Origin of the sequence: Pseudomonas sp. BF-R-24 (assembly GCF_019947335.1) — a bacterium.
Taxonomy (GTDB): domain Bacteria; phylum Pseudomonadota; class Gammaproteobacteria; order Pseudomonadales; family Pseudomonadaceae; genus Aquipseudomonas; species Aquipseudomonas jessenii.
Map to the genome: position 1 here is coordinate 26,621 of NZ_JAGYGG010000001.1, position 13,749 is coordinate 40,369.

Consider the following 13,749-nt stretch of genomic DNA (forward strand, 5'->3'; position numbering starts at 1 on the left):
CGGCGACACGTAATAGCCGCAAGGCTAATTTTTTTGTATTAGGAGCGTCTAGCCCATGAGTATGCAGGACCCGTTAGCGGACATGCTAACTCGTATCCGTAATGCCCAGATGGCTGAAAAGTCCGTCGTAAGCATGCCATCTTCCACGTTGAAGGTAGCTGTTGCCAAAGTCCTGAAGGACGAAGGTTACATTGCGGGTTATCAGATCAGCAGCGAAATCAAACCACTGCTGTCCATCGAGCTGAAGTACTTCGAAGGCCGTCCGGTTATCGAAGAAGTGAAGCGCGTTAGCCGTCCAGGCCTGCGTCAGTACAAGTCCGTCGATGATCTGCCAAAAGTTCGTGGCGGTCTCGGTGTGTCTATCGTCTCCACCAACAAGGGTGTGATGACTGATCGTGCTGCGCGCGCTGCCGGTGTCGGCGGCGAAGTTCTTTGCACTGTGTTCTAAGGGGGGATAAGCATGTCTCGCGTCGCTAAGAACCCCGTTAAGCTGCCAGCCGGTGTCGAAGTAAAATTCGCAGGCCAACAGCTTTCGGTGAAGGGTGCCAAGGGCACTCTCGAACTGAACATCCACTCGTCCGTTGAGATCGTTGAAGAAGCTGGTGAGCTGCGTTTCGCTGCTCGCAATGGCGATCAACAGACTCGCGCGATGGCTGGTACCACTCGTGCGTTGGTAAACAACATGGTCCAGGGCGTAAGCCAAGGGTTCGAGCGCAAGCTCCAGCTGGTCGGTGTTGGTTACAAAGCGCAAGCAAAAGGCACAGTGCTGAACCTGGCTCTTGGCTTCTCGCACCCAGTGGATTACGAACTGCCGGAAGGCATCACCGCTGAGACTCCTAGCCAGACCGATATCCTGATCAAGGGCATCGACAAGCAGCTGGTAGGTCAAGTGGCCGCCGAGATCCGCGACTTCCGTCCACCAGAGCCGTACAAAGGCAAAGGTGTGCGCTACGCGGACGAAGTCGTCCGTCGTAAAGAAGCCAAGAAGAAGTAGGGCATAGCAAATGACCGACAAAAAAGTTACTCGACTGCGTCGCGCTCGCAAAGCACGCCTGAAAATGCACGAACTCGAAGTCGTGCGTCTCTGCGTGTTCCGCTCTTCGCAGCACATCTACGCCCAGGTCATTTCGGCCGACGGCAACAAAGTCCTGGCAAGCGCCTCGACTTTGGATAAAGAACTGCGTGATGGTGCCACCGGCAACATCGACGCGGCCACTAAGGTTGGCCAGCTGGTCGCTACGCGTGCTAAGGCCGCTGGCGTCTCGCAAGTGGCTTTCGACCGCTCTGGCTTCAAGTACCACGGCCGCGTTAAAGCGCTGGCTGATGCTGCTCGTGAAGCTGGGCTGGAGTTCTAAGTTATGTCAAATAACGACCAAAAGCGCGACGAAGGCTACATCGAGAAGCTGGTTCAAGTTAACCGCGTAGCCAAAACCGTTAAAGGCGGCCGTATCTTCACCTTCACCGCGTTGACCGTGGTTGGTGATGGTAAGGGCCGTGTTGGCTTCGGCCGTGGCAAGTCGCGTGAAGTGCCTGCTGCGATCCAGAAGGCAATGGAAGCTGCTCGCCGCAACATGATCCAGGTTGATCTGAACGGCACCACCCTGCAGTACGCAATGAAGTCCGCTCACGGCGCTTCGAAGGTGTACATGCAGCCTGCTTCTGAAGGTACCGGTATCATCGCTGGCGGCGCTATGCGTGCTGTCCTCGAAGTTGCTGGCGTTCAGAACGTTCTGGCCAAGTGCTACGGCTCGACTAACCCTGTAAACGTGGTTCACGCCACTTTCAAGGGTTTGAAAGCAATGCAGTCTCCTGAATCCATTGCCGCCAAGCGTGGCAAAAGCGTCAAGGAGATCTTCTGATCATGGCTACCGTAAAAGTAACGCTGATCAAAAGCATGACCGGCCGCATCCCTAACCACAAACTGTGCGTTAAGGGTCTGGGTCTGCGTCGCATCGGTCACACTGTAGAAGTCCAGGATACTCCCGAGAATCGCGGGATGATCAACAAGGCTTACTACATGCTGCGTGTCGAGGGTTAATCGATGAAACTCAATGATCTGAGTCCAGCGCCGGGTTCCCGTCGCGAAAAGCATCGTCCGGGCCGTGGTATCGGTAGCGGTTTGGGTAAGACTGGTGGCCGTGGTCACAAAGGTCAGACCTCCCGCTCCGGTGGCACCATTGCTCCAGGCTTTGAAGGCGGTCAACAGCCGCTGCATCGTCGCCTGCCGAAGTTCGGTTTCGTTTCCCTGAAAGCCATGGATCGCGCAGAAGTGCGTTTGTCCGAGCTGGCTAAAGTGGAAGGCGACATCGTCACCGTGCAGTCCCTGAAAGATGCCAACGTGATCAATGTCAACGTACAGCGTGTGAAAATCATGCTGTCCGGTGAAGTGACTCGCGCTGTCACTATCGGCAAGGGAATCGGCGCCACCAAGGGTGCGCGTGCGGCTATCGAAGCAGCTGGCGGCAAGTTCGAGGAATAAATGGCTAAGCAAGGTGCTCTCTCTGCGCTCGGCAAAGGCGGTATGTCTGAACTCTGGGCTCGTCTGCGTTTTCTGTTCCTGGCGATTATCGTCTACCGAATAGGCGCACACATCCCGGTTCCAGGTATCAACCCGGACCGACTCGCGGACCTGTTTCGACAGAATGAGGGGACCATTCTTAGCTTGTTCAACATGTTTTCCGGCGGCGCGCTGGAGCGGATGAGCATCTTTGCACTGGGGATCATGCCGTACATCTCGGCATCGATCATCATGCAACTGATGACCGCCGTCAGCCCGCAGCTGGAGCAGTTGAAGAAGGAAGGTGAAGCTGGCCGTCGCAAGATCAGCCAGTACACCCGCTACGGCACTGTCATCCTCGCCCTGGTTCAGGCTATCGGCATGTCCGTTGGCCTGGCGGGGCAGGGTGTTGCGTTCACTGGTGACTTTGGCTTCCATTTCGTCGCGGTATCCACGTTTGTGGCTGGTGCGATGTTCATGATGTGGCTGGGTGAGCAGATTACTGAGCGTGGTGTTGGCAACGGTATCTCGATGTTGATTTTCGCAGGTATCGTCGCCGGTCTTCCGAGAGCGATCGGGCAGTCTTTCGAGTCTGCACGTCAGGGTGATATCAACATCTTCGCCCTGGTTGCCATCGGTTTGCTGGCAGTAGCGATTATCGGTTTCGTGGTGTTCATTGAGCGTGGTCAGCGTCGTATTGCTGTTCACTACGCCAAGCGTCAGCAGGGCCGCAAGGTCTTCGCTGCGCAGACCAGCCACTTGCCGCTGAAGGTGAACATGGCCGGTGTTATTCCGGCTATTTTCGCGAGCAGCATTTTGCTGTTCCCGGCTTCGTTGGGTGCCTGGTTCGGTCAGTCTGAAGGTATGGGCTGGTTGCAGGACATCTCGCAGTCGATCGCTCCTGGTCAGCCGTTGAATATTCTGCTGTTTAGTGCAGGGATTATTTTCTTCTGCTTCTTCTATACGGCGTTGATGTTCAATCCGAAAGACGTAGCGGAAAACCTGAAGAAGTCCGGTGCCTTTATTCCGGGCATCCGTCCAGGTGAGCAGTCTGCGCGCTACATTGATGGCGTTCTGACTCGCTTGACCATGTTCGGTGCTCTTTACATGACGGCCGTCTGCCTGTTGCCCCAGTTCCTGGTGGTTGCAGCCAACGTACCGTTCTACCTTGGCGGGACCTCGTTGCTGATCGTCGTCGTGGTTGTGATGGACTTCATGTCCCAAGTACAATCGCACCTCGTTTCGCACCAGTACGAATCCCTGATGAAGAAAGCCAACCTGAAGGGTTACGGCAGCGGCATGCTGCGCTGACCCATAAGGTTCGAGGAGTTGGTGATGAAAGTTCGTGCATCGGTGAAAAAGCTGTGCCGTAACTGCAAGATTATTCGCCGCGAAGGTGTTGTTCGAGTAATTTGCAGCGCGGAACCGCGTCACAAACAGCGCCAAGGCTGAGTGTGATTGTGCTTCAAGCCCGGCAGCTAGTGCGCTGCCGGGTTGATTATTTGTTATTACAGCGATATTATCTCGCGCCCTATTTCTTGGCTTCCGGGGCGTAGGTAGCTGTCAATTGGAGTCCCACTGAATGGCCCGTATTGCAGGCGTTAACATTCCAGATAACAAGCATACTGTTATCTCGCTGACCTACATCTATGGTGTTGGTCGCACTACTGCACAGAAAATTTGTGCAGAGACTGGGGTAAACCCAGCAGCAAAGATCAAAGATCTGAGCGACGAGCAAATTGAACAGCTGCGTGGCGAAGTGGCGAAGTTCACCACTGAAGGTGACCTGCGTCGCGAAATCAACATGAAAATCAAGCGCTTGATGGACCTCGGTTGCTATCGCGGTCTGCGTCATCGTCGCGGTCTTCCAGTGCGCGGTCAGCGTACCAAGACCAACGCGCGTACCCGTAAAGGTCCGCGTAAGCCGATCCGCAAGTAATCGCCCCAGCGAATCGACAGGAATTTAATCATGGCAAAACCTGCTGCTCGTCCTCGTAAAAAAGTTAAAAAGACAGTGGTTGATGGCATCGCCCACATCCATGCATCTTTTAACAACACCATCGTGACCATCACCGACCGTCAAGGTAACGCTCTTTCCTGGGCTACCTCCGGTGGTTCGGGTTTCCGCGGTTCCCGCAAGTCCACCCCGTTTGCTGCTCAAGTAGCTGCTGAACGTGCTGGTCAAGCTGCGCTGGAATACGGCCTGAAAAACCTCGACGTCAACGTCAAAGGTCCAGGTCCAGGTCGTGAATCCGCAGTCCGCGCTTTGAACGGCTGTGGCTACAAGATCGCCAGCATCACCGACGTGACGCCAATCCCGCACAACGGGTGCCGTCCGCCGAAGAAGCGCCGCGTGTAATCCAGGAGATTGTAAAGAATGGCTCGTTACATTGGTCCAAAATGCAAACTCGCTCGTCGCGAAGGCACCGATCTCTTCCTGAAGAGCGGCGTGCGCGCGATCGAATCGAAGTGCAACATTGAAGCAGCACCTGGTATCCACGGCCAACGCCGCGGTCGCCAGTCCGACTACGGCACCCAACTGCGTGAAAAGCAGAAGGTCCGTCGTATCTACGGCGTTCTCGAGCGTCAATTCAGCGGCTACTACAAAGAAGCTGCTGGCAAGAAAGGTGCAACCGGTGAAAACCTGCTGCAACTGCTCGAATGCCGTCTGGACAACGTTGTATACCGTATGGGCTTTGGTTCGACTCGTGCCGAATCCCGTCAGCTGGTATCGCACAAGTCGATCAGCGTAAACGGTCAGACCGTTAACGTTCCGTCCTACCAGGTTCGTGCTGGTGACGTGGTCGCTGTTCGCGAGAAAGCAAAAAATCAACTTCGCATTGTCCAAGCTCTCGATCTGTGTGCCCAACGTGGCCGCGTAGAATGGGTAGAAGTAGACACTGAGAAGAAGTCGGGCGTTTTCAAGAACGTTCCAGCTCGCAGTGATCTGTCCGCCGACATCAACGAAAGCCTGATTGTCGAGCTCTACTCCAAGTAAGGGCTAGAAAATAGGTGCATCCATGCAGATTTCGGTAAATGAGTTCCTGACACCCCGCCACATTGATGTGCAGGTTGTCAGTCCAACCCGCGCCAAGATCACTCTCGAGCCTCTCGAGCGTGGCTTTGGCCATACCCTGGGCAACGCGCTGCGCCGCATCCTGTTGTCCTCAATGCCCGGCTGTGCAGTAGTCGAGGCCGAGATTGACGGTGTGCTCCACGAGTACAGCGCCATCGAAGGTGTACAGGAAGACGTAATTGAAATCCTGTTGAACCTTAAAGGTCTGGCTATCAAGCTGCACGGTCGTGACGAAGTTACGCTGACCTTGTCGAAGAAGGGTTCGGGGGTGGTTACCGCTGCCGATATTCAGCTGGATCATGATGTCGAGATCGTTAATCCCGATCACGTAATCGCTAACCTGGCGTCTAACGGCGCCCTGAACATGAAGCTCGTAGTAGCTCGTGGTCGTGGTTATGAACCGGCAGACTCGCGTCAGAGCGATGAAGACGAAAGCCGCAGCATCGGTCGCTTGCAGCTTGACTCTTCGTTCAGCCCGGTTCGCCGTATCGCATACGTGGTGGAAAACGCCCGTGTCGAGCAGCGTACTAACCTGGACAAGCTGGTTATTGATCTGGAAACCAACGGTACTCTGGATCCTGAAGAGGCAATTCGCCGCGCTGCAACCATCCTGCAACAGCAGTTGGCTGCGTTCGTCGACCTCAAGGGTGACAGTGAGCCAGTGGTTGTCGAGCAGGAAGACGAGATCGATCCGATCCTGCTTCGCCCGGTTGACGATCTGGAACTGACTGTACGTTCGGCTAACTGCCTTAAGGCGGAAAACATCTACTACATCGGTGACCTGATTCAGCGTACCGAAGTAGAGCTGTTGAAGACTCCGAACCTGGGCAAGAAATCCTTGACTGAAATCAAGGACGTTCTGGCCTCCCGCGGTCTGTCCCTCGGCATGCGCCTCGACAACTGGCCGCCTGCAAGTCTTAAGAAGGACGACAAGGCGACTGCCTGATCGTCGTAATCACCGAACGTAGTGTTTGGTAAGGAATGAACCATGCGTCATCGTAAAAGTGGTCGTCACCTGAGCCGCACCAGCTCGCACCGCAAGGCCATGTTCCAAAACATGGCGGTGTCGCTGTTCGAGCACGAGCTGATCAAAACTACTCTGCCAAAAGCTAAAGAACTGCGCCGCGTTGCCGAGCCGCTGATCACTTTGGCCAAGACAGATAGCGTTGCTAACCGCCGTCTGGCTTTCGACCGTACTCGTTCGAAAGCTATCGTTGGTAAGCTCTTCAACGACCTGGGCAAGCGTTACGCTACCCGTGAGGGTGGCTACCTGCGCATCCTCAAGTGCGGTTTCCGCGCTGGCGACAACGCGCCTATGGCGTACGTCGAGTTGGTTGATCGTGCTACTGCTGGCGAAGCTGTATCTGCCGAGTAAGACGTCAGTCTGAAACAAAGAACCGGGCCTTGTGCCCGGTTTTTTGTGCCTGTAAGAAACGCGCCCTCTGTACAAGCGTCTCCCGCGTCCACGTCGTCATTATGTGATGGGGATGATCATTAGTTTTTCTCTATCGATGTCTACAAGTTAATGAATTTGTAGCTGTCATATTGATGATCAATACTCCCTCTCAGCCGATAGCCGGCAGTTCAAGACCGACAGAGGAAGGAAGATCGCATGAGCCAAAACAAAACGCTTACCACCGCCAGTGGCGCTCCTGTTGCCGATAACCAGAATTCCCGTTCCGCCGGCCCTCGTGGCCCGCTGCTGCTCGACGACTTTCACCTGATCGAGAAGCTTGCCCACTTCAACCGTGAAAACATCCCTGAGCGCCGTGTACACGCCAAAGGCTCGGGTGCCTACGGTACGTTCACCGTGACGCGCGATATCACTCAATACACCAGCGCGAAGCTGTTTGAGACAGTCGGCAAGCAAACCCCGACTTTCCTGCGGTTTTCCACCGTGGGCGGTGAGCGGGGTTCGGCTGATACCGAGCGTGATCCGCGTGGGTTCGCCTTGAAGTTTTATACCGAGGAAGGCAACTGGGACATCGTCGGCAACAACACCCCCGTGTTCTTCATTCGCGATCCACTGAAGTTCCCGGACTTTATCCACACCCAGAAGCGTTTGCCGCAAAGCAACCTGAAGAGTGCCCAGGCGATGTGGGACTTCTGGTCGCATTCGCCCGAGGCGCTGCATCAGGTCACCATCCTGTTCTCCGACCGGGGTATCCCTGATGGATACCGTCACATGCATGGCTTCGGCAGCCACACTTACAGCCTCATCAACGCTCAAGGTGAGCGTCACTGGGTGAAGTGGCACTACAAGACCAGGCAGGGGATCAAGAACCTTGCTCCAGCGGAGGCAGCGCGCCTGGCGGGCACTGATCCGGATTACGCCCAGCGCGACCTGTTCAATGCCATCGAGCAGGGTGATTTCCCGAAATGGCGCGTATGCATCCAGATCATGAGCGAAGCTCAGGCAGCGGCGCACTACGAGAACCCCTTTGATGTCACCAAGACCTGGTCGCAGAAAGAGTTTCCACTGATTGAGGTCGGAGAGCTGGAGCTCAATCGCAATCCGCTGAACTACTTTGCTGAAGTCGAGCAAGCGGCATTCGGTCCCAGCAACATGGTCCCAGGTGTTGGCTTATCGCCTGACCGCATGCTGCAAGGTCGAGTATTCGCTTACGCGGATGCTCACCGCTACCGTGTTGGCACCAATCACCAGCAATTGCCGGTTAATGCGCCTCGCAGTCCGGTGAACAGCTACCAGCGTGATGGTTCGATGGCGTTTGGCAGTAACGGCGGTGCGGCACCAAACTACGAGCCGAACAGCTACGTTGAGTCGCCGAAGCAAGCGCCTCGCTATGCAGAGCCGCCATTGGCACTGAGCGGTGCGGCTGATCGTTACGATCACCGCGAGGATACCGACTACTACAGCCACGCCGGCGCGTTGTTCCGCTTGATGACTGGGGAGCAGCAATCATTGCTGGTTAGCAACATCGCCGGTGCGATGGCGGGTGTATCGAGTGATGTGGTTGATCGCCAGTTGCAGCATTTCTACAAGGCTGACCCGGCGTATGGAGAAGCAATCGCAAAGCTGCTCAACGTACAGCTTAACGAAGTCTAAATGAGAAGCAGAACCGCCCTTGTTTGGGCGGTTTTTGCGTTATTTCAGCCGGTTTTCTCAGAATATCTTCGCTTTTATTGCGTCTTGCGAGTGACGATAAGGGCATGTTGGTTCAAACTACAACTTTAAAGCAGGGAGATGTAGGGCGATGCAAGGCCACCCAGATGTGATCGATTACCTCAACACGTTGCTGACCGGCGAACTGGCCGCGCGCGATCAATATTTCGTCCACTCGCGGATGTATGAGGACTGGGGTTTCACCAAGCTCTACGAACGAATCAACCACGAGATGGAAGAGGAAGCAGGGCACGCTGACGCCCTGATGCGCCGGATTCTGATGCTCGAGGGCACGCCGCGCATGCGTCCGGACGATCTCGACGTCGGCACCACGGTGACAGAGATGCTCGAAGCGGATTTGCGCCTGGAATACAAAGTACGGGCTGCGTTGTGCAAGGGCATCAAGCTCTGCGAACAACACAAGGACTACGTCAGCCGCGAAATGCTGCGGGTTCAATTGCATGACACCGAAGAAGATCACACCTACTGGCTCGAGAAGCAGTTGGGTCTGATCAAGTTGATCGGGCTAGAGAACTACCTGCAATCCCACACCTGATTGCTGCGAATACAAAAAAGCCCCTGTCACTGATGAAGTGACAGGGGCTTTTTCATGGGGGGCGGTCAAGCCCGATCGCGCTCCAGCAGCGGCTTGAGGTAATAACCGGTATGGGATTGCTTCATCTCTGACACTTCTTCCGGGGTGCCGACGGCAATGATCTGCCCGCCCTTGGAACCACCCTCCGGCCCCAGGTCCACCAGCCAGTCAGCGGTCTTGATCACGTCCAGGTTGTGTTCGATCACCACCACGGTGTTGCCGTGGTCGCGCAGGCGATGCAACACGTCCAGCAGTTGCTGGATATCCGCGAAGTGCAGACCGGTGGTGGGTTCGTCGAGGATGTACAGGGTCTTGCCGGTATCGCGCTTGGACAGCTCGCGGGACAGTTTCACCCGCTGGGCTTCACCGCCGGACAGCGTGGTCGCCGATTGCCCCAGCTTGATGTACGACAGGCCGACGTCCATCAATGTTTGCAGCTTGCGCGCCAGGGCCGGTACGGCATCGAAGAACACCCGTGCTTCCTCGATCGTCATCTCGAGGGTTTCGTGGATGCTCTTGCCCTTGTACTTGATCTCAAGGGTCTCGCGGTTGTATCGCTTGCTCTTGCACACGTCGCAGGGCACGTAGATGTCCGGCAGGAAGTGCATCTCGACCTTGATCAGGCCGTCGCCCTGACAAGCCTCGCAGCGGCCACCCTTGACGTTGAAGGAGAAGCGCCCCGGACCATAGCCCCGGGAGCGGGACTCCGGTACGCCGGCGAACAACTCGCGGATCGGCGTGAACAAACCGGTGTAGGTCGCCGGGTTGGAGCGCGGTGTACGGCCGATCGGGCTCTGGTCGATGTCGACGACCTTGTCCAGGTGCTCCAGGCCCTTGATGCTGTCGTGGGCGGACGCTTCGAGGGTAGTGGCGCCATTCAGCGCCGTGGCGCTCAAAGGGAACAGGGTGTTGTTGATCAGCGTCGACTTGCCGGAGCCGGACACGCCGGTCACACAGGTCAGCAGGCCGATCGGAATCTCCAGGTCGACATTGCGCAGGTTGTTGCCGCGCGCGCCCTTGAGCGACAGCGTCAGCTTCTTGTTGCGCGGTGTACGTTTGGCCGGGACTTCGATCTTCACCCGGCCCGACAGGTATTTACCCGTCAGCGAGTCCGGGTGAGCCATGACCTCGGCCGGTGTGCCTTCGGCGACGATATGCCCGCCGTGCACGCCAGCGCCCGGGCCGATGTCCACCACGTAGTCGGCCAGGCGGATCGCGTCTTCATCGTGCTCGACCACGATCACCGTATTACCGATATCGCGCAGGTGCTTGAGGGTGCCCAGCAACCGGTCGTTATCGCGCTGATGCAGGCCGATGGAGGGTTCGTCGAGGATGTACAGGACGCCTACCAGGCCGGCGCCAATCTGGCTGGCCAGACGAATACGCTGGGCCTCGCCACCGGACAAGGTGTCCGCGCTGCGATCCAGCGACAGGTAGTCGAGGCCGACGTTGACCAGGAACTGCAGGCGCTCGCGGATTTCCTTGAGGATCTTGTCGGCAATTTCGCCACGTCGTCCGGTGAGCTTGAGCCCGCCAAAATAATCGGACGCATCGCCGATCGGCAGGTTGGTCACTGCCGGCAGGGTTTTCTCGCCGACCCACACATGCCGCGCTTCACGCCGCAGGCGGGTGCCACGGCAATCCGGGCACGACTGGGTGCTGAGGAACTTGGCCAGTTCTTCGCGCACCGATGCCGATTCGGTTTCGCGGTAACGGCGTTCCAGGTTCGGCACGATGCCTTCGAACGGGTGCGAGCGTTTGACGATATCGCCACGGTCGTTCAGGTATTTGAAGTCGACGTTTTGCGAACCGCTGCCGTGCAGGATGAATTTCTGCTGATCGGCCGGCAATTCGCTGAACGGAACTTCCAGACTGAACTTGTAGTGCGAGGCCAGCGAGCCGAGCATCTGGAAGTAATAGACGTTACGCCTGTCCCAGCCACGAATCGCCCCTTCGGCCAGGGTCAGTTCGCCATTGACCAGGCGCTTGATGTCGAAGAACTGCTTCACCCCCAGACCATCGCAGGTCGGGCAAGCGCCGGCCGGGTTGTTGAAGGAGAACAGCTTGGGTTCCAGTTCGCTGATCGCGTGGCCGCAGATCGGGCAGGCGAAGCGTGCGGAGAAGATCATCTCTTCACCCGGCTCGTCGTCCATCGGCGCCACCAGGGCGATGCCGTCCGCCAGTTTCAGCGCGGTCTCGAAGGATTCGGCCAGGCGTTGTTGCAGGTCGGCGCGAACCTTGAAGCGGTCGACCACGACATCGATGGTATGTTTTTTCTGCTTGTCGAGCTTGGGAGCTTCGTCCAGCTCATAGAGCTTTCCATTGATTCGGGCGCGGACAAAACCCTGCGCGCGCAGCTCTTCGAAAACCGACAGGTGCTCGCCTTTGCGCTCGCGGATGACCGGCGCCAACAGCATCAGCTTGCTGCCCTCCGGTTCGGCGAGGACCAGGTCGACCATCTGGCTGACGGTCTGCGCTTCCAGCGGGATGTCGTGATCCGGGCAACGGGGAATACCCACGCGTGCATAAAGCAGGCGCAGGTAGTCGTAGATTTCGGTGATAGTGCCGACCGTCGAGCGCGGGTTGTGCGAGGTCGACTTCTGTTCGATGGAGATCGCCGGCGACAGGCCTTCGATAGTGTCGACGTCGGGCTTTTCCATCATCGACAGGAACTGCCGGGCGTAGGCCGATAGCGATTCGACGTAGCGGCGCTGACCTTCGGCGTACAGGGTATCGAAAGCCAGGGACGACTTGCCGGAGCCGGACAGGCCGGTGATGACGATCAGCTTGTCCCGTGGCAGGGTCAGGTCGATGTTCTTCAGGTTGTGGGTTCGAGCCCCACGAATCAGGATCTTGTCCAAGGTGGCCTCGCTCGGCGGGCGTCGAAAACGTAGGAGTATACGGCCAAATACTGGATGGATGCACACTATCGAATGCTGCTATTGCTGCCTTGCATGAAAGCTCTGTCATCTACACGCGGCAAAGCGTCGCGATATACCCTGCCAATCGATGGGACTGGTAGAATCGCCGCCGGTTCACATGAGGTTTTTCCATGCACGATCCCCACAGCGAGCGCATGAGCGGCAGCGAGACCCGCGCGGCAAGCGGTCTGGCCCTGGTGTTCGCCTTCCGTATGCTTGGCATGTTCATGGTGTTGCCGGTTTTGGCGACCTATGGGATGGACCTGGCAGGAGCGACCCCGGCCCTTATCGGGCTGGCGATTGGCGCTTACGGCCTGACCCAGGCGATTTTCCAGATTCCATTCGGTTTCATTTCCGATCGCATCGGCCGCCGCCCGGTGATTTACATCGGGTTGATTATCTTCGCACTCGGCAGTGTGCTGGCGGCCAATGCCGATTCGATCTGGGGCGTGATCGCCGGGCGAATCCTGCAAGGTGCCGGGGCGATTTCAGCCGCGGTCATGGCCTTGTTGTCAGACCTGACGCGGGAGCAGCATCGGACCAAAGCCATGGCCATGATCGGCATGACCATCGGTCTGTCGTTCGCCGTCGCCATGGTGGTCGGCCCGTTGCTGACCCGCGCTTTTGGTCTGTCCGGGTTGTTCCTCGCCACGGGCGGCATGGCGCTGCTCGGCATTGTGATCGTCATGTTTATGGTGCCGCGCTCTACCGGGACATTGCAGCATCGCGAGTCCGGTGTTGCGCGCCAGGCATTGATGCCGACGCTCAAGCACCCGGACCTGCTACGGCTGGACCTGGGTATTTTTGTGTTGCACGCGATGTTGATGTCCAGCTTCGTCGCCTTGCCGCTGGCGCTGGTCGAGAAAGCCGGGCTGCCCAAAGAGCAGCACTGGTGGGTGTACCTGACCGCGTTGCTGATTTCTTTCTTCGCCATGATCCCGTTCATTATCTACGGCGAGAAGAAACGCAAAATGAAACGAGTTTTACTCGGTGCCGTCGTGACGCTGATGTTCACTGAGCTATTCTTCTGGCAGTTCGGCGACAGCTTGCGGGCTCTGGTGATCGGTACGGTGGTGTTCTTCACCGCGTTCAATCTGCTGGAAGCTTCGTTGCCATCGCTGATCAGCAAGGTTTCACCGGCCGGCGGCAAGGGCACGGCGATGGGGGTTTATTCCACCAGCCAGTTCCTCGGGTCGGCATTGGGCGGCATTCTTGGCGGTTGGCTGTTCCAGCATGGCGGTCTGTCGGTTGTGTTCCTCGGATGCGCCGGTCTGGCTGCCCTCTGGCTGGCCTTTGCTGTTACCATGCGCGAACCTCCCTACGTCACGAGCCTGCGCTTGCCGTTGTCGCCCGAGGCGATCCGCGAAGCGGGTCTGGTCGAGCGCCTGAAGGCGGTCGTAGGGGTAACAGATGCAGTCATCGTCGCAGAAGAGGCGGCGATTTACATCAAACTGGACACCGAACTATTGGATCGCACCACCCTTGAGCGCCTGGTGAACAACCCGGCCGGGGCAGCGTGCGTAGCCTAGGAGAACG

The 13,749-nt window shown here is 57.2% G+C and carries 17 protein-coding genes; 16 read left to right on the top strand and 1 reads right to left on the bottom strand.

Annotation, left to right across the window (positions count from 1 at the left end; translation table 11 throughout):
* Nucleotides 1–55: 55 nt before the first annotated feature.
* From rpsH to bfr, 15 genes are all read left to right on the top strand, one after another.
* Nucleotides 56–448: a 30S ribosomal protein S8 gene (gene rpsH, locus KGA98_RS00180; protein WP_003186040.1), complete on the top strand. Its 393-nt coding sequence runs from the start codon at nt 56–58 to the stop codon at nt 446–448.
* A 12-nt stretch (nt 449–460) separates the two neighbouring features.
* Entirely contained in the window at nt 461–994 is a 534-nt protein-coding gene (gene rplF / locus KGA98_RS00185; RefSeq protein WP_003176412.1) for a 50S ribosomal protein L6, read from the top strand.
* 10 nt (nt 995–1,004) lie between these two features.
* On the top strand, nt 1,005–1,355 hold the full coding sequence (gene rplR, locus KGA98_RS00190; protein ID WP_003186037.1) for a 50S ribosomal protein L18: 351 nt from the start codon (nt 1,005–1,007) through the stop codon (nt 1,353–1,355).
* Nucleotides 1,356–1,358: 3 nt separating this feature from the next.
* Nucleotides 1,359–1,859: a 30S ribosomal protein S5 gene (gene rpsE, locus KGA98_RS00195; protein ID WP_003186035.1), complete on the top strand. Its 501-nt coding sequence runs from the start codon at nt 1,359–1,361 to the stop codon at nt 1,857–1,859.
* Nucleotides 1,860–1,861: 2 nt separating this feature from the next.
* Nucleotides 1,862–2,038 carry a 50S ribosomal protein L30 gene (rpmD, locus tag KGA98_RS00200; protein WP_003176408.1) on the top strand — a complete coding sequence of 59 codons (177 nt, stop codon included), beginning with the start codon at nt 1,862–1,864 and terminating at the stop codon, nt 2,036–2,038.
* 3 nt (nt 2,039–2,041) lie between these two features.
* Nucleotides 2,042–2,479, top strand: a complete 438-nt coding sequence (rplO, locus tag KGA98_RS00205) for a 50S ribosomal protein L15 (RefSeq protein ID WP_003228720.1) — start codon at nt 2,042–2,044, stop codon at nt 2,477–2,479.
* Entirely contained in the window at nt 2,480–3,808 is a 1,329-nt protein-coding gene (gene secY, locus KGA98_RS00210) for a preprotein translocase subunit SecY (protein WP_003210064.1), read from the top strand.
* A gap of 24 nt (nt 3,809–3,832) precedes the next feature.
* Entirely contained in the window at nt 3,833–3,949 is a 117-nt protein-coding gene (gene rpmJ, locus KGA98_RS00215; protein ID WP_002555468.1) for a 50S ribosomal protein L36, read from the top strand.
* Nucleotides 3,950–4,079: 130 nt separating this feature from the next.
* Nucleotides 4,080–4,436, top strand: coding sequence for a 30S ribosomal protein S13 (gene rpsM, locus KGA98_RS00220; protein WP_009045849.1), 357 nt, complete (start codon nt 4,080–4,082; stop codon nt 4,434–4,436).
* A gap of 30 nt (nt 4,437–4,466) precedes the next feature.
* A complete protein-coding gene (gene rpsK, locus KGA98_RS00225) occupies nt 4,467–4,856 on the top strand; it encodes a 30S ribosomal protein S11 (protein WP_002555466.1) in 390 nt (129 codons plus the stop codon).
* 18 nt (nt 4,857–4,874) lie between these two features.
* Nucleotides 4,875–5,495: a 30S ribosomal protein S4 gene (gene rpsD / locus KGA98_RS00230; RefSeq protein ID WP_003176404.1), complete on the top strand. Its 621-nt coding sequence runs from the start codon at nt 4,875–4,877 to the stop codon at nt 5,493–5,495.
* Between the two features lie 22 nt (nt 5,496–5,517).
* On the top strand, nt 5,518–6,519 hold the full coding sequence (locus KGA98_RS00235) for a DNA-directed RNA polymerase subunit alpha (protein ID WP_007970428.1): 1,002 nt from the start codon (nt 5,518–5,520) through the stop codon (nt 6,517–6,519).
* Nucleotides 6,520–6,561: 42 nt separating this feature from the next.
* On the top strand, nt 6,562–6,948 hold the full coding sequence (gene rplQ, locus KGA98_RS00240; protein ID WP_007970429.1) for a 50S ribosomal protein L17: 387 nt from the start codon (nt 6,562–6,564) through the stop codon (nt 6,946–6,948).
* A 237-nt stretch (nt 6,949–7,185) separates the two neighbouring features.
* Nucleotides 7,186–8,640, top strand: coding sequence for a catalase (locus KGA98_RS00245; protein ID WP_150814487.1), 1,455 nt, complete (start codon nt 7,186–7,188; stop codon nt 8,638–8,640).
* 148 nt (nt 8,641–8,788) lie between these two features.
* Entirely contained in the window at nt 8,789–9,253 is a 465-nt protein-coding gene (gene bfr, locus KGA98_RS00250) for a bacterioferritin (RefSeq protein ID WP_008053867.1), read from the top strand.
* A gap of 65 nt (nt 9,254–9,318) precedes the next feature.
* On the opposite strand, the gene uvrA is transcribed toward bfr, so the two are convergent.
* Complete coding sequence (gene uvrA / locus KGA98_RS00255) at nt 9,319–12,153, bottom strand: excinuclease ABC subunit UvrA (protein WP_223499887.1); 2,835 nt, start codon at nt 12,151–12,153, stop codon at nt 9,319–9,321.
* A 191-nt stretch (nt 12,154–12,344) separates the two neighbouring features.
* Here uvrA and KGA98_RS00260 point away from each other — a divergent pair, with 191 nt between their 5' ends.
* Nucleotides 12,345–13,742 (top strand): MFS transporter, encoded by a 1,398-nt coding sequence (locus KGA98_RS00260; protein WP_223499889.1) that lies wholly within the window; start codon nt 12,345–12,347, stop codon nt 13,740–13,742.
* The last annotated feature ends 7 nt before the right edge of the window (nt 13,743–13,749 follow it).